This is a genomic window from Trichococcus flocculiformis, from assembly GCF_963662535.1.
In the GTDB taxonomy this organism is placed as follows: Bacteria; Bacillota; Bacilli; order Lactobacillales; family Aerococcaceae; genus Trichococcus; species Trichococcus flocculiformis.
The window spans coordinates 1,893,570-1,916,103 of sequence record NZ_OY759718.1; the positions used below are offsets into that span (position 1 = coordinate 1,893,570).

17 protein-coding genes are annotated in these 22,534 nt (G+C 47.2%); 3 read left to right on the top strand and 14 right to left on the bottom strand.

Features of this window, described 5'->3' with window-relative positions; genetic code table 11:
- Nucleotides 1-87: 87 nt before the first annotated feature.
- The 4 genes from ACKPCD_RS09010 to ACKPCD_RS09025 all read right to left on the bottom strand — a co-directional run bounded on the left by ACKPCD_RS09010 (nucleotide 88) and on the right by ACKPCD_RS09025 (nucleotide 3,905).
- The gene (locus ACKPCD_RS09010) at nucleotides 88-1,353 is read right to left on the bottom strand and encodes a diaminopimelate decarboxylase (protein ID WP_321432997.1); all 1,266 of its coding nucleotides are present in this window, start codon (nucleotides 1,351-1,353) and stop codon (nucleotides 88-90) included.
- Nucleotides 1,350-2,054 carry a TrmB family transcriptional regulator gene (locus ACKPCD_RS09015; protein WP_276641117.1) on the bottom strand — a complete coding sequence of 235 codons (705 nt, stop codon included), beginning with the start codon at nucleotides 2,052-2,054 and terminating at the stop codon, nucleotides 1,350-1,352. The genes ACKPCD_RS09010 and ACKPCD_RS09015 overlap by 4 nt, the downstream gene beginning before the upstream one ends.
- 150 nt (nucleotides 2,055-2,204) lie before the next feature.
- Entirely contained in the window at nucleotides 2,205-2,822 is a 618-nt protein-coding gene (udk, locus tag ACKPCD_RS09020; RefSeq protein ID WP_321432998.1) for a uridine kinase, read from the bottom strand.
- Nucleotides 2,823-2,966: 144 nt separating this feature from the next.
- Entirely contained in the window at nucleotides 2,967-3,905 is a 939-nt protein-coding gene (locus ACKPCD_RS09025; RefSeq protein ID WP_321432999.1) for an AEC family transporter, read from the bottom strand.
- Nucleotides 3,906-4,126: 221 nt separating this feature from the next.
- On the opposite strand from ACKPCD_RS09025, the gene ACKPCD_RS09030 reads away from it, so the two are divergent.
- Both ACKPCD_RS09030 and ACKPCD_RS09035 read left to right on the top strand, forming a co-directional pair.
- Entirely contained in the window at nucleotides 4,127-4,846 is a 720-nt protein-coding gene (locus tag ACKPCD_RS09030; protein ID WP_321433000.1) for an IS1096 element passenger TnpR family protein, read from the top strand.
- Nucleotides 4,847-5,119: 273 nt separating this feature from the next.
- Nucleotides 5,120-6,091: a hypothetical protein gene (locus tag ACKPCD_RS09035; RefSeq protein ID WP_321433001.1), complete on the top strand. Its 972-nt coding sequence runs from the start codon at nucleotides 5,120-5,122 to the stop codon at nucleotides 6,089-6,091.
- A 71-nt stretch (nucleotides 6,092-6,162) separates the two neighbouring features.
- Here ACKPCD_RS09035 and ACKPCD_RS09040 read toward each other — a convergent pair whose 3' ends face one another.
- The 6 genes from ACKPCD_RS09040 to ACKPCD_RS09065 all read right to left on the bottom strand — a co-directional run bounded on the left by ACKPCD_RS09040 (nucleotide 6,163) and on the right by ACKPCD_RS09065 (nucleotide 17,588).
- Complete coding sequence (locus ACKPCD_RS09040; protein ID WP_086988004.1) at nucleotides 6,163-6,393, bottom strand: MerR family transcriptional regulator; 231 nt, start codon at nucleotides 6,391-6,393, stop codon at nucleotides 6,163-6,165.
- 76 nt (nucleotides 6,394-6,469) lie between these two features.
- Nucleotides 6,470-7,726 carry a hypothetical protein gene (locus ACKPCD_RS09045; RefSeq protein ID WP_321433002.1) on the bottom strand — a complete coding sequence of 419 codons (1,257 nt, stop codon included), beginning with the start codon at nucleotides 7,724-7,726 and terminating at the stop codon, nucleotides 6,470-6,472.
- 161 nt (nucleotides 7,727-7,887) lie between these two features.
- On the bottom strand, nucleotides 7,888-11,427 hold the full coding sequence (gene nifJ / locus ACKPCD_RS09050) for a pyruvate:ferredoxin (flavodoxin) oxidoreductase (RefSeq protein ID WP_321433003.1): 3,540 nt from the start codon (nucleotides 11,425-11,427) through the stop codon (nucleotides 7,888-7,890).
- Between the two features lie 187 nt (nucleotides 11,428-11,614).
- A complete protein-coding gene (locus ACKPCD_RS09055; protein ID WP_321433004.1) occupies nucleotides 11,615-12,391 on the bottom strand; it encodes a carbon-nitrogen hydrolase family protein in 777 nt (258 codons plus the stop codon).
- Between the two features lie 97 nt (nucleotides 12,392-12,488).
- Nucleotides 12,489-14,879 carry a L,D-transpeptidase family protein gene (locus ACKPCD_RS09060; RefSeq protein ID WP_321433005.1) on the bottom strand — a complete coding sequence of 797 codons (2,391 nt, stop codon included), beginning with the start codon at nucleotides 14,877-14,879 and terminating at the stop codon, nucleotides 12,489-12,491.
- Nucleotides 14,880-15,140: 261 nt separating this feature from the next.
- The gene (locus ACKPCD_RS09065; RefSeq protein WP_321433006.1) at nucleotides 15,141-17,588 is read right to left on the bottom strand and encodes an AAA family ATPase; all 2,448 of its coding nucleotides are present in this window, start codon (nucleotides 17,586-17,588) and stop codon (nucleotides 15,141-15,143) included.
- 244 nt (nucleotides 17,589-17,832) lie between these two features.
- Between ACKPCD_RS09065 and ACKPCD_RS09070 the strand changes: the two genes are divergently transcribed.
- On the top strand, nucleotides 17,833-18,291 hold the full coding sequence (locus tag ACKPCD_RS09070; RefSeq protein ID WP_321433007.1) for a VanZ family protein: 459 nt from the start codon (nucleotides 17,833-17,835) through the stop codon (nucleotides 18,289-18,291).
- A gap of 48 nt (nucleotides 18,292-18,339) precedes the next feature.
- Here ACKPCD_RS09070 and ACKPCD_RS09075 read toward each other — a convergent pair whose 3' ends face one another.
- The 4 genes from ACKPCD_RS09075 to ACKPCD_RS09090 all read right to left on the bottom strand — a co-directional run bounded on the left by ACKPCD_RS09075 (nucleotide 18,340) and on the right by ACKPCD_RS09090 (nucleotide 22,526).
- Entirely contained in the window at nucleotides 18,340-19,038 is a 699-nt protein-coding gene (locus ACKPCD_RS09075; RefSeq protein WP_321433008.1) for a DNA/RNA non-specific endonuclease, read from the bottom strand.
- A gap of 173 nt (nucleotides 19,039-19,211) precedes the next feature.
- Nucleotides 19,212-20,135, bottom strand: coding sequence for a metallophosphoesterase (locus ACKPCD_RS09080; RefSeq protein WP_321433009.1), 924 nt, complete (start codon nucleotides 20,133-20,135; stop codon nucleotides 19,212-19,214).
- Between the two features lie 151 nt (nucleotides 20,136-20,286).
- On the bottom strand, nucleotides 20,287-21,210 hold the full coding sequence (cysK, locus tag ACKPCD_RS09085; protein WP_321433010.1) for a cysteine synthase A: 924 nt from the start codon (nucleotides 21,208-21,210) through the stop codon (nucleotides 20,287-20,289).
- Nucleotides 21,211-21,395: 185 nt separating this feature from the next.
- Nucleotides 21,396-22,526, bottom strand: coding sequence for an AAA family ATPase (locus ACKPCD_RS09090; protein WP_321433011.1), 1,131 nt, complete (start codon nucleotides 22,524-22,526; stop codon nucleotides 21,396-21,398).
- Nucleotides 22,527-22,534: the final 8 nt, after the last annotated feature.

A 22,534-nucleotide genomic window follows, 5' to 3' on the forward strand; every position in this document is an offset into this window, starting at 1 on the left:
AGCCAAATCAATTTATTAATGCGAGGCAAAAAAAGAGGGGCCAGCGAGCAGTTTATGTGCTCGCTGGCCTCTCTTTTTTGATTCCGTTTATTTCACGTCTTTGAAAAGACCCGTAAAATCGAACGTTGCAAAGTAATCCGCTGGTGTTTCCGCGCGACGGATCATTTCCGTGCCGCCGTCTTCCTTCAACAGGATTTCAGCCGAACGCAATTTTCCGTTGTAATTGTAACCCATCGAGAAGCCGTGCGCTCCTGTGTCATGGATCACGACCAAGTCGCCGATGTCGATTTTAGGCAACATGCGGTTGATGGCGAATTTGTCGTTGTTTTCGCACAATCCGCCGGTCACATCATACATGTGATCCGCTGGCTGATCTTCTTTGCCCATCACGGTGATGTGGTGATAAGCCCCGTACATCGCCGGACGCAACAAATTGACTGCGCTAGCATCCAGACCGATGTAATCTTTGTAGATGTGCTTTTCGTGGATGGCCGTCGCCACCAAACAACCGTATGGCCCAAGCATGAATCTGCCCAGCTCCGTATAGATCGCAACATCGCCAAGGCCGGCTGGTACCAAGATCTCTTCGAACGCCTTGCGGACACCTTCGCCGATTTTCGCTACATCCGCAGCTTTTTGTTCCGGCAGGTAAGGGATGCCGATTCCGCCTGAAAGGTTGATGAAAGTGATATCCGCGCCTGTTTCTTCCTTCAGTTCAACGGCAGTCTGGAACAGGATGCCTGCAAGGATCGGATAGTACTCATCCGCTACGTTATTGCTGGCTAGGAACGAATGCAGGCCAAAGTGTTTCACGCCTTTTGCCATCAACTTTTTGAAACCTTCCGTCAATTGCGGACGTGTGAAGCCGTATTTTGCGTCTTCGGGTTTGTCCATGATTTCATTATTGATCGTGAACTCGCCGCCTGGATTGAATCGGCAGCTGACCGTTTCCGGCAATCCGGCTGCTTCTTCCAGGAAATCGATGTGGGTAATGTCATCCAAATTGATGGTCGCATTCAGTTTGTGGGCGAATTGAAAGTCTTCTTTAGGCGTCACGTTCGAAGAGAACATGATTTCATCGCCTTTGAATCCGAGTGTATCAGCCATCATCAACTCTGTATAAGTCGAACAATCGACGCCACAACCTTCTTCTTTCAGAATCTGCAGAATGGCCGGTGTCGGTGTTGCCTTCACAGCGAAGTATTCTTTAAAGCCTTTGTTCCAGGAGAAAGCTGCATTCAATTTGCGCGCATTCTCACGGATACCTTTTTCATCATATAAATGGAAGGGCGTCGGATACTGTTGTACGATTCCTTCCAACTGCTCTTTTTCAACAAATACTTTTTTTGTCATTTCGCTTCAAATCCTCTCATCATTTCGACTACTTTGATTTCGTTCTGCAACGATTCTTTCAATAAATCAACTACATTTTTCTTCCCGGAATACAGGCACGTGGAAAACTCGCCCTCATCGATATCACCCGTCAAAACGGTCGTGGAGTCCACGATGATCCGTACTTGCTTCTTCGGCTTCTCTAAAACATGGACAGTCATGCCTTCCTGAGGGAACGGCGTATCAGTTATGACGACCATTTTTATGCCGCGCTGATGCGCAACCTGCATTTCCGTCAAAAGGTCCGGCAGGATATTTCCGGAAACGGACAAGTAGACACGGGACTTGGATTCTGAAATCATATTGCGCATTTTATCCAGTATGCGGTGTTCGCCTGTGATGGTTATGTACCCCTCCGCATCTTCTCTTCTTTGCGGGATATTCTTGATCAATTCCTGCTTGGATTCCTGCAGGGATCGGATCTTATTCCCGCAGAATTCCTCCACTGGCACTGGCGTGTATCGGGTTGTCTCCCCCTCAATGATGAAAGCCGCTCCTTTTTCAACCAATGAAGCTAATGATGCATAGGCGTTCGAGCGTGAAATGCCGGTTATTTTTGATACTTCATAGCCGTTCAAATCCCCGTCCGCAAGCAAAGTCAGGTAGATGGTTGCTTCGTGTCTGGTCAAATTAAATCGCGTCAACAATTCTGTGTTATCCACTGAATAAATCCTCTCGTTTCAATGCGTGTTCTGCTTTTTTGACAGTAGTATTACTGCATAGGAACACTATATACTATTTCCGTTTTCTTGTCTATTTCTAATGCTTTTTTCATGATTTTTTTGATTGATCTTTCGGTCCCATGCTGCTCTTCAGACAACATGATGGCTGTAGTGCTCAACTAAGTCCCCCAGCATGTCGGTGGCGATGTCGTTCTGACCTCCACGCGGGACGATGATGTCGGCCTGGATTTTAGACGGCTCAATGAAGGCATCATGCATCGGTTTGACGGTCGTCAGATAACGGGCGATCGTACTCTCATATGTGCTGTTCCGTTCTCGGATATCCCTCTCGATTCTTCTGATCAGACGGATGTCAGGTTCCGCATCCACAAATATTTTGATGTCGATCATTGGCACCAACTTGGGTATGGCCAAAATCAGGATCCCTTCCAGTATGACGACCGGTTTTGATTCGATCGATGTCGTCTTTTTCGAACGCGCTTGCGCACCGAAATCGTAGATCGGCGCCTCGATGTCTTGTCCGGAACGGAGTTTAACCAAATCTGAGATCAAAAGTTCGTTATCGAACGCATTTGGATGATCGAGATTCAGGTTTACGCGCTCTTCCACACTCAGATGTGTCTGATCCTTGTAGTACCAATCCTGCGATATATAGACTACATTGTCCTTACCCAGTCTTTTCGCGATTGTTTTTGCTACGGTTGTTTTGCCGGCTCCCGAACCTCCGGTAATCCCGATGATGATCATTTGTATCCTCCCCTATCGTAAAGGCTGGTTATTACCTCTTCTACATCCATTATAAGCTTTCACCGGGGCATAGGCGAACGCGAGTGGACAAAAAAGGAAACAAGAATCTGCTTCTGAGCAGACTCTTGTTTCCTTAGATAGGATTCAAATCAATAACAATGATTTCAGGACCGTTATGAACACAACCAAACTGAACATCGAAAAGATAGTAGTAAAAACGACGATCTGGCTCGCCAAATCCGGGTCTCCGCCCATCTGTTGCGCCATCGTGTAACTGGATACGGCTGTCGGACCGCCCAGCATCGTCATCATCGGCACCAGATTTTCTCCCGTCAATCCGTAAAGGACAGCCAGCGTCAGGCCGATTATCGGGATCAGAACCAACTTGAAGAATACCGTCACTGCCAGTTGGATCCGCGCATTATTCAAGGCGTCAAAGCGGAACGTTCCGCCCATGACAATCAATGCAAGTGGTGTGACCAGGCCTTTGATGCCGCTCAGCGTATCGTCGAGGAACAGAGGGAATTCCAAACCGGAAAGGCTGATCAGTATCCCGATTATCGTCCCGATGAACATCGGGTTCTTAAGGATGTCCAGAATAATCTGCGCTGGTTGGATTTTATGGTCCGAATAGATGGAAAGTGCCACGACCGACAAAACATTATTCAAGGGAACGATGACTGCAATCAGTATCGATGTCATCCCCAATTGGCTTTCCGACAACAGCGAAGTGGCAATCGGCAAACCGAACAGGACAAAATTGGAGCGGAATGTCCCTTGCAGCATCACTCCGCGTTTAGTATTGTCCTTTTCGATGCGCGGAATGAGCACTGCAAAGAGGCAGAAGATGCTCAACGTGAGGCCGACAGCGAACAGAAGCACGTCCACTCTGAAGGTGCTTCTGACATCGGCTTCGTAAACATTCATAAGAAGATTGATCGGCAAAAAGAATCGAAAAATAGCATTATTCAATTTTTGATAGGTAGTGCCATCCAATAGTTTTGCCCGCAATAATCCCTGCCCGATCAACATGAACAACAATAAAGGCATTACTGCATTCACTGCAATGGAAAAATTCTCCAATAAAACATCTCCTTTATGTGGAAGTAGAATTAACGATACGCAGCCTTTTTGAGTAATGAAAGGCTGAATCAAGCAACACTATCAGTGTACCATACACAGTTGGAGAAGACATACTGATCGCTTATCCACGGACTTTCGATTCAATATCTGTGCGTTATTCTTTGCTCTCAACCCTCTTAAAGCGCTATACTTGAATAAAGCAGAGAACAGGGGTGGTCAAGATGATTTATGAATTCAGGATTGCGGTCCGCGATATCGGCGTGCCTATATGGCGGGATATCCAAGTGAACAGCGATGAGACTTTCTATGATTTCAACAGCATCATCCAAGCAGCATTCAGTTGGAGCGGGTTTTTCGAACACCGTTTTGAAGTCACGCGCTCCGGAGGTACCGACCTCCTTCCCATCATCATCGAAGAGACACCTTTGGATACTCTAGAAGATTACACGGACGACAGCGACTTCAGGGGATATTCCGATGAAGAACGTGAAGATGTGAATGAAATCGAAGAAAATGACTACGATTATTACGATGAAAACGACAGCGCGGAAAATGAGGAGCAGACGCCGCAGAAATTTTTCACTGATATCGATGATGCTGCGACCTACATCTATTTCACAGATGCCGTGATAGAAGTGGATATCCAACTCACGGAGATGGTTGTTCCTCAAGAAGATTGCCGCTATCCGATTTGCGTAGCCGCGAAAAATGCTAGTCCTGACGAAATGGAGGACCGCCCCACGATTCTGCAGAATCGGGATAAGTTGAAGCTGACGGACTCACAAGATTTGATTCGTTTGATCAACTTCGCATTATCTCAATTGGGGGACTCGGATATTTTTGACACGGAATATGAAGACTATGGGTCAGAATATGCGTTCGATACAAGCTGGGATGATGTGCTGCCTGACGAAACGGAAGATTCGCCGCCAAATTTCTGATTCCTCTTTTACATTACGCAGCGTAACGCTCATTTAGCAGCGGTATGCTTTTTTGGTGCCTCCTGACCGAGTACCCTCACTTTTGCTTGCTTCGGTCCTCATTTTTTGTCATATGTTGGAACAGGTCATACTTTCTTAATAAAATAATCGTCATTCCGAAACAAATGCATCATAAATCTGTGTTATGATATCTTTTGACTGCTCCTGAATCGCAAAAAAAAGCGTTATTCCGCAATTTTTTCAGAGCAAATAGACATACAAGGGGGATTAGGCATGACCTACCCGATCATCATCGTTTTTCTACTTATCCTGACATTCATTCATATTATGAGACAACGCAACGGCAAGGAGTCCAGATTTCCATTTACGTCAGTGCTTCTCGGTATACTCTTTGGATACCTGCAGCAGGCTACTGCTATCGGCAGCATAGTCGGCCTTACGGACCTTGGTTTTTACCTTTCGTTCGCATTTTTAGGCCTGTCCACTCTACAAGTTCTGTTTGGAAAAAGTAAGCAAAAACGCGAAGCAAGTGCCCGAATCCGTAGCGGCGTATCCGGCTTGATATTGGGGACCGGGTTCCTCTATCTGCACACCCAAACAGCCAGCGATCAGCTCATAGTTGCCAGAACAGGCATTTCCGACTTGACGCTCTACGTAGCCATCGCTTGCTACGCACTGGCATTCCTCTCCTTTTCGGCCAACTTGAATAAATTGCTGAAAAAGCATGGCACTCATTTCAGAAATGGTATACTCGGCGTCTTCTTTGGTACATTTTTCCTTTTCCTCGATACGCAAACGATGGCCGGCGATTTTTTGGCGAACATCACGGGAGTGCACAATATGCTCCTGTATGCCGCACTCATCAGTTATGCGATTGCTGTCTTCAGTATGCTTATGGAGGGCAACAAGCGCTTGAAACTGGCCAGCGGCAACACCAAAAGGGCGATCCTTTGCGCAGGCTTGGGCGTACTATTGAGATACATCCATCTCCGGACAACTTTGGATGATCTCTTGGGCGTATCCGGCTGGATAGGCGCTCTCTCGTTCGGTCTCTTTATTGCAGCCGCAGTTTTCCTGGCGTTGGACCTGTTCAAATCGGGTAAGCTCAAAACCAAGAAGCGCTCTGCTGTAAAGTCGACCAAAAAAACGAAACCTAACTTTACAGAGGAACAGCCAGTTCCTGTAGAAAATCTGGATGCAAGCGGGCTCTCACGGTCTGAATACAGACGCAAACAAAACTTGTAAGCCTACCGAATCGCTTATATTTTAAATAAAAAAGCAGTGGACTCTCATCATCTGAGAGCCCGCTGCTTTTTTCAATCTTCGTCCTTGATGTCAGGATCTTCCGGCAAAGGCGTGTTTAAATAGGCCTCCAATTCGTGTTTGTACTTTTCCCTTTGTTCAATAAAAAAATTGAACTGATCGCGATTCAGTAATATTTCATCATCCACCTCGATTATGCGGACTTGCCGTTCGCGGATCAAACGATGGATTTCACTGATCGGAACTTCCAGATAATCGGCAGTTTCTTGAATATTCAGATACATAATAACACCCTTCATAAAACTCATTTTATTCATTGTACACCAAGTATAGAAATTTCGGAGGGAAATCTCTGATTCATCAACGCAGGCGATTGATGTCGGGATTGAAGTAGTTCTTTCGCTTGACCCAGATAGGACCGTCCCCCTTCGTGATCAAAAGCACATCGATTGGTCCACCGACCGTTTCCATCGCAAAGGAGATTTTCCCTTTGAAAGAGGTGATGTTGACCAATGTTTCAGCTATCAAAGCAAGTTCTTCCTTCGGCATCGAATCGATCGTCATCAACACGGGGGTCAAATGCCGTTCCTGTTTCATATTGTCGAAGGCATTCAGGCCCGATTCGATCAGCGTCGCCTTCAGTTTGTTGATTTCCGGAACATCGCTTTCCTTCAACAACTTTTTCTCGGTCAGTTCCGAAATGAGTTTTTCGAGTGTAGCGCGGAGCAATTCTCCGAGATCGGCCTCCAGATCAGGCGCTATCCCGTTTATGACCGTATGGACCATATCCTGTTGCGCAAACGGAACTATGGCCGATGAACATCTGTCTTCGGCGAAATCATTCAGCACGATTTGGCGCACAGTCAGCCGTTTTTTGATTACTCTATCGACGACGCCGGAAATGTCGTACTGATAGATGCTGGGGAACAGCTCATCGAAGCCGAAACCGGCGATCACCAGGCCGGAGTAGGTGTCGGGATAATAACTGTCGCTGTAAACATAATTCCGCACAAGCTTATAAAGATCCGACTTAAATTTGTCATAGAGGTTTAAGCCCAGGAACACCGTATCGAAAAGTTCCTTAAAAACCTCATCCAGTTTCTCCCCGTAACGATCGGCGAAAACTTTGATCGGCGCCTTTTTGGTGATGCTCTTCATTTTTTCGCTTTCTTTCAATAAAGCGGGAATTTTATCCTCGACAGCTTTTTGGTAATCCGCCAGAGTAAAAGTACCAGGAGAAGGTATATACGTCGTATTCTCCAAAATATTGCAGACATTCTCCGCATACCCGATGATAAGCACTTCGGTATAGATCGAGGAGTAGATCTCATCCACACTCTCAAGATAATTGAAAAATTCAGTACAGTAATCCCAGACCGAGTCCAATGGCCGGGCACCTATTTTCTGATGAAAGCCTGTTACGATGATTTCCCATGGAATCCCCATGAATTGTACATTCCCGAACATCATCATGGCAACCGAATGGCTCGGCCCCAACGAAAAAATCTTATTTCCGGAATTGAATATTTTCATTTGTTCGCTGTTCCCCATCGTCAGAGCGGAATCAGCTGCCAGCACTACTCCATTCGCGTTCAATATCCCTACTTCTGCGGTCATGACAGTTCCTCGCTTTCTTTTGTAAACCCATTCCCGAAAAGCGTTTTCTTTCCTTCATTATAGCCTTCCTCGGGCCTTTTCTCAAAACATTAGGATGCCCGCCTGAGGGCAACAAAAAAAGCCAGTCGCTACTATTGGGCAGCGACTGGTCCGGATTGATGCTAGTCAGTGAAAGAGTCCAAGCGTGCGTAGGACTGATAACGGTCTTTTGCAGCCAGGAGGCTCTCATCAAAGATAGCCTGTACATGCTCGGCATCATATTGGTTGTATAAGGAAGAGTAGCGAACCTCTTCCATCAGGAAATCCTGGAAACATTCAAACTGCGGTTCCTTAGAATCCAACTTGAAGGGGTTTTTCCCTTTCAGTTTGTTTTCCGGGTGGAAGCGGTAAAGATGCCAATAGCCAACTTCCACTGCATCTTTTTCGTGCTCTTGCGATACGGTCAACCCGCACTTGATGCCGTGGCTGATGCATGGGGAATACGCGATGACGATGGAAGGCCCATCATAGGCCTCCGCCTCGGAAATGACTTTCAGCGTATGCCTAGGGTTTGCGCCCATCGCAATCTGTGCGACATAGACATACCCGTAATTCATCATCATCATGCCCAAGTCTTTTTTGCGGACGGATTTGCCACCGGAAGCGAACTCGGCGATGGCACCCAGGTTGGACGATTTCGAAACCTGTCCGCCTGTGTTGGAATAGACTTCGGTATCCAGCACGAGGATGTTCACATCTTCCCCGCTTGCGAGAACATGGTCGATTCCGCCGAAGCCGATATCATAGGCCCAACCATCGCCGCCGATCATCCAGGTGGACCGCTTCATCAGATAGTCCTTATAGTCCGTCAGTTCATTGACCAATTGGCGTATTTCCGGATCCGTTGTGTCCGTAGTTTCCAAAGCTTGGATGTAAGCTTCAGCTAATTTGCGGGCGCCATTTTTGGCGTTGAACCCTTCAGTCCAAGCCGTTGCAGCTGATCTGAGCGAATCAGCTATCTGTAAGTTCAAAAGTTTCCCTGTCAATTCAAGTGTGCGTAGGCGCAGCTGTTTTGTCGCATGGTGCATCCCCAAGCCGAATTCCGCATTATCTTCCAAAAGGGAATTTGCCCAAGACGGTCCACAGCCTGCATCATTGGTTGTGTACGGCGTGGAAGGAGCAGAGCCCCCATAGATGGACGTACAACCAGTCGCATTCGCGATCTGCATGCGATCGCCCACCACTTGGGTGACCAGTTTGATGTATGGCGTTTCGCCACAGCCGGCGCAGGCACCGGAAAACTCGAACAACGGTTGTTCAAACTGGCTGCCTTTCACCGTATTGATGCCGACCGGATTTTCCTTGTGCGGCAGGCGGATCATATAATCCCAATTATTGTTTTCTTCAAGATGGTCTTCACGGTTTTTCATCTCGATCGCTTTTTTGCGGGCGGGACAGGTCAGGACGCAGATACCGCAGCCCGTGCAATCGGCAGCGGAAACTTGGATCCGGTATTTATAGTCTTTGTACGGGCGCATCCCGTCCAGGAATTCCACACCTTCAGGGGCATTGGCTGCCTCGTCTTCTGTGGCCAGGAACGGCCGGATGGCGGCATGCGGACAAACAAAGGAGCATTGATTGCACTGGATGCATTCCTCAGGGTTCCAGATCGGTATCTGTACTGCGATTTCGCGTTTCTCGTATTTCGTCGTCCCCTGCGGGAAAGTACCGTCAGCGCGGTCCACAAAGGCGCTGACCGGCAACTGGTCGCCTTCCATCCGTTCCATCATGCTGGCGATGTTGCGGACAAAATCCGGTTCTTCTCTTAATGCTTCCGGCGCATCCTGCGCATCCTTCCAGCTATCCGGAATGCTGATTTTTTGGACTGCTTCCATACCGGCATCAATTGCTTTTTCATTCATGGAAATGATCGCTTCACCTTTATGCCCGTATGATTTACGGGCGGCTTCCTTCATGTGCTTCATTGCCTCTTCGGCAGGTATGACCGGCAGGATTTTGAAGAAGGCCGCTTGACAGATCGTGTTGATCCGCCCGCCCAGCCCGATTTCCTTGGCGAGGTTGATGGCTTCGATCGTATAGAAGTCAATCTTGTTTTGGGCGATGTATCGTTTCATCTTGGCAGGCAAACGCATTTCGAGATCCTCAGCGCGCCAATTGGTATTCAGGAGGAAAGCGCCGCCCGGTTTCAAGTTCTTCAGCATATCATATTTTTTTACGTAGGCATGGTTATGGCAAGCCACAAAATCCGCCTTTTCGATCAGGTACGGCTCATGGATCGGCTCCTTGCCGAAACGCAGATCGGAAATGGTGACGCCGCCCGATTTTTTCGAATCGTAGGAAAAATACGCTTGTACATGCATATCGGTATGATCCCCGATGATTTTGATCGAATTTTTGTTGGCTCCGACAGTACCGTCAGAACCGAAACCCCAGAACTGCGCTTCAAAAGTGCCTTCCTGACGGACATCGATCTGTTCATCGATTGCAAGTGACAGGTGGGTGACGTCATCATTGATGCCGATCGTGAAGGGGTGCTGCGGTTGCTCTTGTTTCAGGTTTTTGAAGACTGCGAAAATTTGCTCAGGCGTTGTATCCTTCGAGCCCAAGCCATAGCGTCCGCCGATGACCATCGGACGCTCAATTCGGTTGTTGAAGGCCGCCACGATATCCAAAAAGAGCGGTTCGCCGATGGAGCCGGCTTCTTTCGTGCGGTCAAGTACCGCAATCCGTTTTACAGTATCCGGTAAAGCCTTCATAAAGTGCCCTACGCTGAAGGGACGATAAAGATGCACATTGAGGACACCAACTTTTTCCCCTAAGCGATTCAGGTAGTCAGCCGTCTCGCAGGCTGTTTCATATACGGAGCCCATGCAGATGATGACCCGCTCGGCATCCACGGCACCATGATAATTAAACAGGCGGTAGTCCCGGCCAGTCAATTTGTTCATTTTTTCCATATAGCCTTCGACAATTTCCGGAACAGCATCGTAATACCTGTTCGCGGCTTCTTTTGTCTGGAAAAAGACGTCGGGATTCTGAGCCGTTCCCCGCAATGTTGGATGGTTCGGGCTGAGACTGCGTTCACGGAACGCTTTCAATGCATCCTGATCCAGCATATCCGCGAGGTCGTCATATGATTGGACCTCGATTTTTTGGATTTCATGCGAAGTCCGGAAGCCGTCGAAGAAATGCAGGAACGGTACGCGCCCTTTAATCGCCGCCAAATGGGCGACCGCGGCCAAATCCGTCGTTTCCTGAACGCTGGAGGAAGCCAACATGGCATAACCGGTCTGTCTGCAGGCCATCACGTCCGAATGGTCGCCGAAGATGGAAAGCGCATGACCACCAACTGCCCGGGCGGCGACATGGATGACGGAGGGTAAAAGTTGCCCAGCCATTTTGTACAGATCGGGGATCATCAATAATAATCCTTGCGAGGATGTGTAGGAACATGCCAAAGCGCCTGCTTGCAGCGCCCCGTGCACAGTACCCGCTGCTCCGGCTTCGGATTGCATCTGAGTTACTTTCACAGTTTGGCCAAAAATATTCTTGCGGCCCTCCTGCGCCCAATGATCGACAGCATCGGCCATCGGGGAAGACGGTGTGATGGGATAGATCCCTGAAAGTTCAGTAAAAGCATAAGATGCATAAGCTGCGGCAGCATTGCCATCGACAGTCATATACATTTTTTCGTTGGACATAAAGGATTCCTTCTCTCAAATCGTATAGTTCACATACAGCGCTGTTCTTTCTGCTGTATTTCGACCAAAAGTCACAAAAAATGACGGACTGGTGCATTCGTGTACTTTCATTATAGCAAAAAAGTAAGTGCTCCGGTACACAAAGACAGGCCTTTATTCCGGAATTCCCAATTTTGAGGATTCTTTTTTAAAGGATCGGGATTTGCCTTCTGACGGATGGGACCCGCTCGAGATCCACCGTTACAATTGCAATACCTTCCTCAAATCCCAGTTGGGCCAAAACACAACCCCATGGATCCACTACAAGCGAATGACCATAAGCATGGTAGCTGAAATCAAGATCGCGTGCAGGGCTGACCCCCACCATGAAAAGCTGGTTGTCGACAGCGCGCGCTCGGAAAAGCAATTCCCAATGCGCCGGTCCGGTAGTCATGTTGAATGCACCAGGCACAATGCAGACGAGTGCTCCTTTTTTTTGGAGCAGCTGCCAATCACTTTGGAATCGGATGTCAAAGCAGATGCCCAGGCCGAAAAGACCGAATTCAGTCTGGAAAACACCCATTCCGACCCCAGGAGTCAGCGTATCGGATTCCCGGAAGGATTGCCCGCCGTCGACCTGAATATCGAACAAGTGGGTTTTGCTGTAGTCGTGGATCTCGTTGCCTTGGCGATCGAACGTGTAACTTGTGTTGTATATCTTGTTGTCCCTGATTTGCGGGATCGAACCACCGACCACATAGACGGCATTTCTTTTCGCCATTTCCGACAGTCTCCGGTAAGTTTCCCCGCCTTTCGGCTCTGCGTATTCTCGGAAAAAGGCACTGGCATAAGGACAATTGAACATTTCCGGCAATACCGCCATATCCGCTCCACCTTGCGCTGCTTTTTTGACCAGTTCCTCTGCTCGGTTTAGGTTTGTTTGCTTATCCGCTGTGACTATCATCTGAAGCAAGGCTATTTTCATTCCCGTCACCTTCCCCTTCGTTTTCATAAGTATAACGTTTTACCGACGCGATGGCACAAAAAAGCAGAACCGATAATACCGGCCCTGCTTTTTGATTCTAATAGACCACAACCGGTGTGCCTACCGGATAACTGTAATACAGTGTCCGAACTGCTTCATATGGCGTATTCACGCAACCATGTGAACCATAGTAGAGATAAATATCGCCGCCATAGCCGTGCGTTTGCCAAGGCGAATCGTGCAAACCGATCATATTGCCGACAAACGGAATCCAGAAGCTGACAGGCGATGCATAATCCGGTCCGATCAGGACGGATGGCGACTGTTTGAATGGCTGGATGTAGAACAAACCCCTTGGCGTAGCATTATTGGCCGATGGTTTACCGGTGATGACCGGAGCGGAAACGAGCCTCGTTTCGCCTTTATAAGCCCAAACACTTTGGTGACTCAAACTTACGATGATATAGCTGTTGCCGATGTAGTAATTGACTCCTGAGTTGCTGCGGAAATAGCCGTTGATTACTGTCCAATCCGGCCCTTTGGCATAGGTAGGCAATCCCGTGAGTGCCGCTTTGTCCACCCAACCGATGTAACTGCCGTTAAGAGAAAGCAGGACGTAATGACCGTCCGCGGATTCCTTGACGGCATCGACTTGTTGACCGACATAGCTGTCCGTGCTTGTCCGCCATTGATAACCTGGATAGCCCCACGGTAAAGTATCAACGGAAAAACCGCCCTTCGCGATTGTTGGAGAGTAGTTCACGGCAATCCCACCGGAAATATTCTGTGCCTGCGCTCGGTAACTGAATTCACCCAATGCTTTCTTGTCGACCCATCCGATTTTTTTACCGTTCAATGAAAGCAACACATACGATCCGTTGGCTGTCTCTTTCACGGCCTCAAACCGTTGTCCGAGGTAATCGGTTGAAGTGGCCATCTGTTGATAACCGGCGTAGCCCCATGGCAGACTGTCGATCGAATAACCAGGTGAGGTGACGGCAGCCGTATAGGCAACAACAATTGCGGAAGCAACATCCTGGACTTTTGGCGGAACTGCGATATCTGCGAGGGCTCGCTTATCGACCCAACCCAAACGGGTCCCGTTGGAAGAAATCAACACGTACAATCCGTTTGGTGACTCTTGTACAGCCTGGATGCGTTCCCCGATAAAGTTACTGGTAGTATCGATTTGCCCGTATCCGGCGTAGCCCCACGGCAGGTTATCGATAGAAAAACCCCCTGCGGCCACAGTGGCTGCGTAATCTACCGTTATTCCTGTGGCGAGTTCCTGTACTTTAAGCTCGACTTGAATATCCGTCAATGCACGTTTATCGATCCAGCCCAGTCTGTTGCCGTTCAAAACGATCAACGCATAGAGGCCGTTTGCGGTCTCTTTGACTGCCCGTACACTTTCATTCAAATAATCCGTACTTGTTGCCATCTGAGCGTAACCGGCGTAGCCCCATGGCAGGCTGTCGATGGAAAACCCGGCTGCCCCGATCCGGGCGGCATAGTCGACCGTCAGAGCTGATGCAACATCCTGCACTTTAGGCTGACTGTAAATGTCTGACAGAGCCCGCTTATCGATCCAGCCCAACTTTTCGCCGTTAAGGGAAATTAGGACATATTGACCATTCGCAGTTTCTTTTTCAGCCTGTATTTTCTGATCCAAATAAGTTGTGCTCGTTCCCATATACATGTAGCCAGCGTAGCCCCATGGCAAACTATCGATAGAATAATCTTTCCCACTGATACGTGCTGTATAATCCACAATACTCGCCGAAGCTAGGTCTTGTACTTTAGGGATGATGACAATATCGGACAAAGCGCGCTTATCGACCCATCCCAGCTTTTCCCCGTTCAGTACAGCCAAAGCGTAAAGACCGTTCTGTGATTCCCTGATAACCTCGATTTTTTGCCCTGTATAATCGTTCGTCATGTACCGGAAAGCGTAGCCAGGATAGCCCCATGGCAAATTATCAAAGGTAAAATCGCCTTTTGCAATGATGGCTGTGTAAGAAACGACTACGTCCGAAGAGCTTTCCTTCACTTCTGGTAATACCGCAGCAACGGGTGCTGACTGAATCGTAGTGTCTTCATCCGGTTCGGGAGCGACATCACCGCTGACGACCGGAATCTCTCCATTTTCTGGAGGAATCTCCTCATTGCTTGCAGGATTTTTTTCTGCGGGAACTTCCGATGAGATGTCCGATGCCGCTTCCTCTGCTACTTCCACTGATTCAGTCGCTTGTTCTTCGGTCAGCACATCATCAGCAGCACTGTTCATATCCTCATCAAAAACGGAGAATCGCTCAATGCTATCAGCGTCTTCTGTTTCGGAGGAATCAACCTCAAGAAGGTGGTTTGTATTTACTCCGCTAGTTACCGCCAAACCAAGGGGAGCCGGTGCTGCCATCATCATGACAGCCGACAATCCACAAACCGTAAGGACACACCATTGAGATTTAACTTTCCGCAATTTTTTCATCACTTACCCCACCAATCCGTTTGATATTGTAAAGATTTTCGAATGTTGCAAAAAATTTTTTTGATGGCGCTTAGCAATTATACTTTATACATCCATTATATCAATATATTATTTATCCGCAATATTTATAATCTTAATATTGACATTTATTCAGAAGTTTTCTACCTGATGTATGAAAAGAGTCGAACAGAGACCATTCCGGTCCATGCTCAACTCTTGTTTTCCAACTTAAACAGGCGCGGAAATCAGCGGAAGACGGGTTCATTCTGAATCGTACTCGTCACTGCTGTAATTGCTGAGCAGATCATGCGCAGTTTGGGCAGCTTCAATACTCTTGCTGTATTTATCCAGCTTCTCTTGGACTTTACGGAAGACACTGCCTTGTGTAAAATTACCGTCTTGTTCTCGTTTTCCGCAATTCAGGCCTGTCAGAAGCTCGAGCCCTTCCGCGACCGTTTTGACGGAATAGATATGGAATTTGGCAGCATTCACTGCCTCGATGATCTCCTCTTTCAGCATGAGATCGTCCACATTCTGTTCCGGAATGATAACCCCTTGTTCTCCGGTCAAACCTTTCGCCCCACAAAGATCGAAAAAGCTTTCGATTTTTTCGGTGGCTCCTCCGATGGGTTGGATTTCACCTTTCTGATTGATGGAACCCGTGACAGCTAGATTCTGCTTCAACGGAACATCGGCAAGGCTGGACAGGAGCGCATAAAGTTCAGCACTGGAAGCACTGTCTCCGTCGACACCACCGTAATTTTGTTCAAAAGTCAATTGGGCGCTCACTGCCAGGGGTTTTTCCTGCGCAAATTGCCAACCCAGAAATCCTGCCAGCGTCAATACACCTTTTGAATGGCTGCTGCCGCTCATTTTTGTTTCGCGCTCGATGTTTGTCACTCCGTTCGAACCGATATAGGTCCGGGCGGTGATCCGAGTAGGATGGCCAAAAGCATATTCCTCGGTCTGGATGACCGAGAGGCCGTTCACTTGGCCTATGACCGAATCTTCTACATCGATCATGATCTTGTTCTTCAATAACATTTCCTGGAATTTTTCTTCAATCATATTGGCCCTGTATTTCCTCTCAGCCAATGCTTTTTGCACGTGCACATCGGAAACGATCGTTGCACCTTCGTATTTCGCGATGGCGCTGGATTCATGTACAATCTCAGTGATTTCGTTGAATTGAGTGGACAATTTGGCCTGATTACCGGCAAGACGTGATCCGTATTCGATTATTTTTCCTAAGCCGGTACGGTCAAAATGGAGGATTCCCATTTCTTCGCAGATTGCGCTTATGAATGAAACATATTTTCTTATGTTCTCTTCGTTCCGTTCCATACTGATATCGAAATCGACTTTTACTTTAAAAAGTTTTCTGAAATCTTCATCATAGGTCAGTACTTTGTAGAATATTGGACTACCGATCAAAATGATTTTGACATTCAATGGAATGGTCTCTGGTTTCAATGTAACGGTCGGAACATAGCGGTACTGCTCGCCGATGTTCTCGATCAGTGCTTGTTGGTGTTTCAACACTTTTTTCAAGGCATCCCACATAAATGGGTCAAAAAGGACATCTTTGGCCTGCAGTACAAGATATCCGCCGTTTGCCTGATGGATGGCGCCGGCTTTCACCATCGTAAAATCAGTCGTCGTGTACATGAATTGATTTTTATATTCGATTTTCCCGAAAATATTGTAATAATTCGTAAAAGGTTCGATGATAGCCGGAGCGCCTTTACTGTTTTCGTTGTTCACAAAGAGGTTGACTTTGTATTTTATGAAGGGATCACCGTCGTTTTCCGGTAGTTGAAACGGATTTTGCGCTTGCGGTGCATCGGCCAAACGGAAAATGATGTTGTTTTCGGTGATGTCCGTCTGCACTTTGTCGAGGTAATCCTGGATTTTTTCCGAATATGCGTATTTTTCTTTTAATCTGGCGATGGGAGGCTCCGTCGCAAACCGGGTAATCTGCCTGTCCAATTCTTTGAGCTGTTTGTCAGCCTCTTTTTCGAGTGCACGAGAACCACGGATAATTTCATCCAGTCGCTTTTCAAGCTTGTAGGTATTTTCATCAATAATTTTACGTTCTTCTGCCGATAAAGCTTTGTATTCTTCCGGGGAAAGTTGCTTGCCGTCTTTGATCGGGATCAAGGCCACGCGTCCAGGTGCTTGCCTTACAATGAATCCCGATTTGAGCGCTTCCTGTTCAATATTTCGAAAAATAGAATCCACCTTTTCTTGGACCACTTGGATGATGGTGCCTTTCTGTTGATCATAATCACTGCTCTCGAACGTTTTCGGAATTAGGCTGCGCATATCCTCTACGAACTCGGTCATGTCATTGCGGAATATTTTGCCTTGCCCTGCAGGCAGAGACACCGCAATCGGTTTGTCCCGATCGGTAAAATTGTAGATATAGCACCAATCATCGGGCGTATTGCCTTTCTCGGCCAAACGGGACACCACGGTCTGGACGTAGGTGCTCTTTCCTGTTCCCGGTGGTCCGGAAACAAAGATATTGTAGCCGGGCACTGCCATTCCCAACCCGAAGTCCATCGATTTCACGGCCCGATCCTGACCGATGATGCCCTGCAAGGGAGGGACATCCCTGGATGATTCGCAAAAATTCAGTTCACCGGTATGCAGATAACTCCAACGCAGCTTCTCGACCGGAATACGGTATTTTTCTTCAAGCGACATGCAAAGGACTCCTTTACTGTTGAATTGCGCGTTTTTTGCCGGCGTAACGTATCTCCGGACACCGGAAAGTAAGCGCTGTCATATCTCAACTCTATTGTATAACAATTTTGCCGAGATGTGGAATTTTTTCTAATTTTTATTCAGTTATGAGCACGGGCCATTATTAAGCAAAATCATCATTATCCACTTTTCAGTTATGGATTGCTGCGCTATACTGATGCAATAGAATGGAGGTACCCCTTGCATGCGTTTTACTTTTGACACCAAATTTTTAGCTTTATCCCTATGGATGGCCGTTATTTTTTTCTTGTCCCACCAAAATGGCCATGATTCGTCCGAAACCAGCGGAATCTTATTGGAATTGCTGAAGTTACTGGGGATTGGACCCGGCAGTTCCGTTCAGGGTGCCCTCAGTTACCTAGTGCGTAAGGCTGGCCATTTCACTGAGTATCTGATTCTGGCTATCTTGTTTCTGCGATTCAGCAAACAACGAGGTTTATCTGGGAAATCAGCTTTCTATGCTGTTCTGTTTGTTTTTCTGTATGCATCCTCAGACGAGTTCCATCAGTCCTTCATTCCGGGAAGAGGGCCGGCCTTTTCCGACGTATTGATCGATACCGCAGGAGGATTTACCGGAGTTTTACTGTATGAATGGAAACAGAAAGTTATGGAGCGGCAAAATCCGCTTTATTGCAAAAAATAAGAAGCCGCCTCATTTTTATTTTGAGGCGGCTTTATCTATGCTGAATACTTAATCGAAAGTATCTTTTGGCTCATTGAAGACATAGACATTCAGATCGACTGAATCATCGTTGACGCTCTTCGCCATGATGTGCAACCCTTCGCAGATTAACGCATCATCTCTGAAGAGGGGGGTTACCCGATAGCGGACTGTTGAGCCTGACTGGATTGCTTCACTGACAATGAACTCTGAGGCAAAATACATGGCTGGATAATTTGCGTTTCGGTACAACGTAACCAGATTGCGCCAGTCCTCACCACTTCCTCCCAGCACATCAGCCAACAGATGCCCGCGGTTCAGCTGTTTAGGATTGGAATCATTCTGATTGCTTTTCGACCAACCAGTCGGCAATATGCTGCTGTCCGCATCGGTTCCCGTCTGGTACATTTCCGGCGTGATCATGGCATCCATCGTTGTGACGCGGTTCAGCTTATCCAAATCTCCGTAATGGATCCAGCCTTCCCCGTCATATTGCAATTCTGAAGAATCAAAGTTACTCTTTCCATCATTGATTTCGATTGTATCTGCACCTGCATATTGAGGTGCATCATTTACTGAAAGGATAACCGAAGTGCTGAAAGTTCCATCCTGATTTGAATTCGGATCTACCTCTTCATGTATTTCGATCCAAGACAGGATGAAAAACCATATAAGCAGCATCAGCAGCCGAGACAATTTACGATTGGCTGAAGTTTTTCTTTTTGCCATTTGTTCCTCCTACTTGTAATAATTAAAAGCATTCCTCTATTCTATCAGCCAACCATGAGTAGAGCAAATAAATTTGGAGCAACAAGTGATCGCAATTCCGTGGTCAGATCTGAACACCTTGTTGAGAACAAAAAACTCCTCTCGCAATTGCAAGAAGAGTCGATAAAGTAAGTTTACCCTGCTGCTGGCCCATTTTTCACACTCGCGCGGATATCAAATTTCGCGATCGGGTCCGGCCCACGCATGACTTCTCGTTTAATCTGCAAGATTCCGTCTTCATTCACGCGTGTTTTCCATCTGACCAATTGGATCTCCCCACCGGTGATTTCAATGGCGGTGATACTTGTCGGATAGATGCAGCAACCCGAATTGAAATAAGGCAAATCTTTGGTTTTCGGATATTTGAAACGGTGGGTATGTCCACATATCAGCATTTTTTCATGCTTCTGGATCCACTTCACATAATTTTTTTCAATTTTATGCCGTTTGTTCATATTTTTTACGGGGCTTGTCGGACTTTTGACTCCGAAAGCGTGCAGGAACCGCCAAAAGTACTTCAAAGAAAGCATGGTTGGATACCACAGTTGGTCGTTGGGCAGATCCCCTTGCATACCATGGACGACAAAAATTTCCTGTTTTGTATTGCGATCCTTCAAAACCAAGGCTTCAATTGGTCGGATTCCAGGAAGAAAATCGTAGAAGAACTCGGTATATTCATCATAGTTCCGAAAGTAATTTTGTTCCACATACCACGCGTTTTTCAGATAAATATTGTGGTTCCCATAAATCATGATCAGACGCTTTTCGTCATAAAAACGTTTCAGAATAGCAAATACCTCAGGGTGAGCATTTTTTATATGCTTGAACTCATGGTGCTCCCACAGTTCATCGCCGTCCCCGTTTTCTACGTATATAAACTCATTTTTGTAATAGTATTCCAGAGCGTACAGAAAAATATTTTTGTTCCTTGCAAATTCATCCGAAAGGCTTCCGTCGCCCCTGTGACAATCGCTCAAAAAAACATAGTTCGAGGTTTCATCGATGTATTCCACCCTCGCTTTTTCGTAAGCTTCCGTCAGTCGTTTATCCGTAAACATGCATAGCACCTCATCTCACTGAATCACACTTACCTCTATTATAGTTCTCCAAGATCGGAAGTGCCACTATTTGAAACGCAGAGGAATAATTCAAGCAAAAAAACCCAACGCTTGCACCGGGTTGGGTCACTATCACTTATGGATGTAAGGCTTAAACCTGAAACACTGGGGTTGAGAGGTATCTTTCACCGTTATCCGGTGCGATCGTCACTACTGACTTGCCTGCACCAAGTTGGCCGGCCAAGGCTATTGCTCCTGCCACTGCCGCACCGCTGGAGATGCCCACAAGAATGCCTTCTTCTTTGGCAAGTCTGCGCGTCATTTCGAAAGCTTCTTCACTTGAGACCTGGAACACGCCATCGAATACCGCTGTGTCCAATACCTGCGGAATGAAGCCGGTACCGATGCCCTGAATCTTATGCGGTCCTTTTTGGCCTCCGCTCAACACTGCGGACTCGGAAGGTTCAAGCGCATAAATGCCGACATCCGGATTCGCTTTTCGCAAGGCTCTGCCTACCCCTGTGATCGTACCGCCTGTTCCGACAGCCGATAAGAAGGCATCGGGGCCGACGCCGTCGAAAGCCGCGATAATTTCCGGACCGGTTGTCGTTTCATGGATAGCCGGATTGGCTAGGTTTTCGAACTGCAAAGGCAGAAAATGGCCGGGTTGAGCCGCAATTTCTCTGGCTTTTGCGATAGCTGTAGGCATCCCCTCGGCCCCGGGAGTCAAAACGAGTTCGGCTCCATAAGCCGAAAGCAACAGACGCCTCTCGATGCTCATCGTATCCGGCATCACAAAGATGGATTTATAGCCTTTAGCTGCTGCCAACATAGCCAATCCGACGCCCGTATTGCCGCTTGTCGGCTCTACGATCGTATCGCCCGGTTTCAAGATGCCTTCTGCTTCTGCTGTCGCGATCATGTTCAAGGCGATGCGATCTTTGATACTGCCACCGACATTGAACGCCTCCAATTTTACATAGACATCGGCGAATCCTGCCGGTACGACTTGATTTAATTTAATGATTGGTGTTTCCCCAATCAATTCTGCTACCGATGATACGATTTTAACCATAATAATTCCCCCAATAAGTTTAATATGTACGACAGTATGTGCCAAAATTCGAGAACGCCCTTACTTCTCGGATCTTGAGTGATGATACTAGTTTAACACGCGAATGCTGCTGTGAAAATCAGACATAAACGAACAAGGGTGATCGGTTATTCCGAACACCCTTACTCAATAAGCATATCGCTCTATTATTCGTGCCCCATCAATTTATCTATCGCTTCCTTCGCTTGCTTGTAGCGCGCGTAGTAACTGAATTCGTCCTTATCGCCGTCCCCTTTCGCGTCAAGCAAGACAACTTTATCCAGATTGCCGCTTTTTGCGATTTCCTCAAGCATCATATCATGGATGGTCCTCAAAAAGACGTTCTCTGAAAATTCCATATTGCGGTAACCGTCGTCGACATATTTCAGAGTCGGTGGTACAACCAAAATCAGATCCCATAATTGTCTAGCAATAAAGGCATTGGCCGATTGCTCGAAAATTGCATATTCATCTTGAGTGATGGCATAATCATCGTCCTTAGCGCCAAGACGTGCATAGACTTTCGTTACCATAACATCCGTATCCAAGATTGCCATCCCTTGGCTAGCTGGATCGGCTATTGTATCCCGGTTCAGCTGGAACTGTCCCGTGACTAACCGCTGATAGTCCATGCCATCCAATTCGAAGTCATTCACATTCGACTCTTCTTGATACTGGCGTGAATATTCAAAACTGAAAGGGCAGGAATACAATTTCGCCAAATCCTTGACCAATGTCGTTTTTCCCCCGCTCGGAGCACCCAAAACCAGTATTTTTTTTGTGAACGCCCTGCGGAAAGGCAAAGCGATGGCATTAAAATAGCGCAAGGCATCGTTTCGTATATTCAGACCGGTTATAGGATACAAGCTGGTATCAACCAGATGGACTTCGTCGCTGGATTCTTTTTCTAATGCATCCGCCTGCATCGTTTTACCGGTGTACCAGATTTTTTCCGCATCGCTGTTCTGTAATGAATCAGCTATCTTGAGCTTGATGACTTGCAACCAAGACTTCCACGCGCTTTCTTTTTGCGGAATACGTTGACCGGCTGCCATCACCACATAAATCTGGTTATCATCCGCAAATAATTCGCGCATATACCGGAATCTCCTGTATACATCCAGACCGAAAGGCTCGCCGAAATCACCATCTTCACCACACACGATCACAACGCAACCGTCATTCTCTTTCTTGGCTTTCAGGATGACTTCCAAATGGCCGATATGGCAAGGTGCGAACGCCCCGAAAACGATACCGATCCGGCTGCCGCTTAATTTGTCTTTGTACAGATTCCCCATCTCAATTC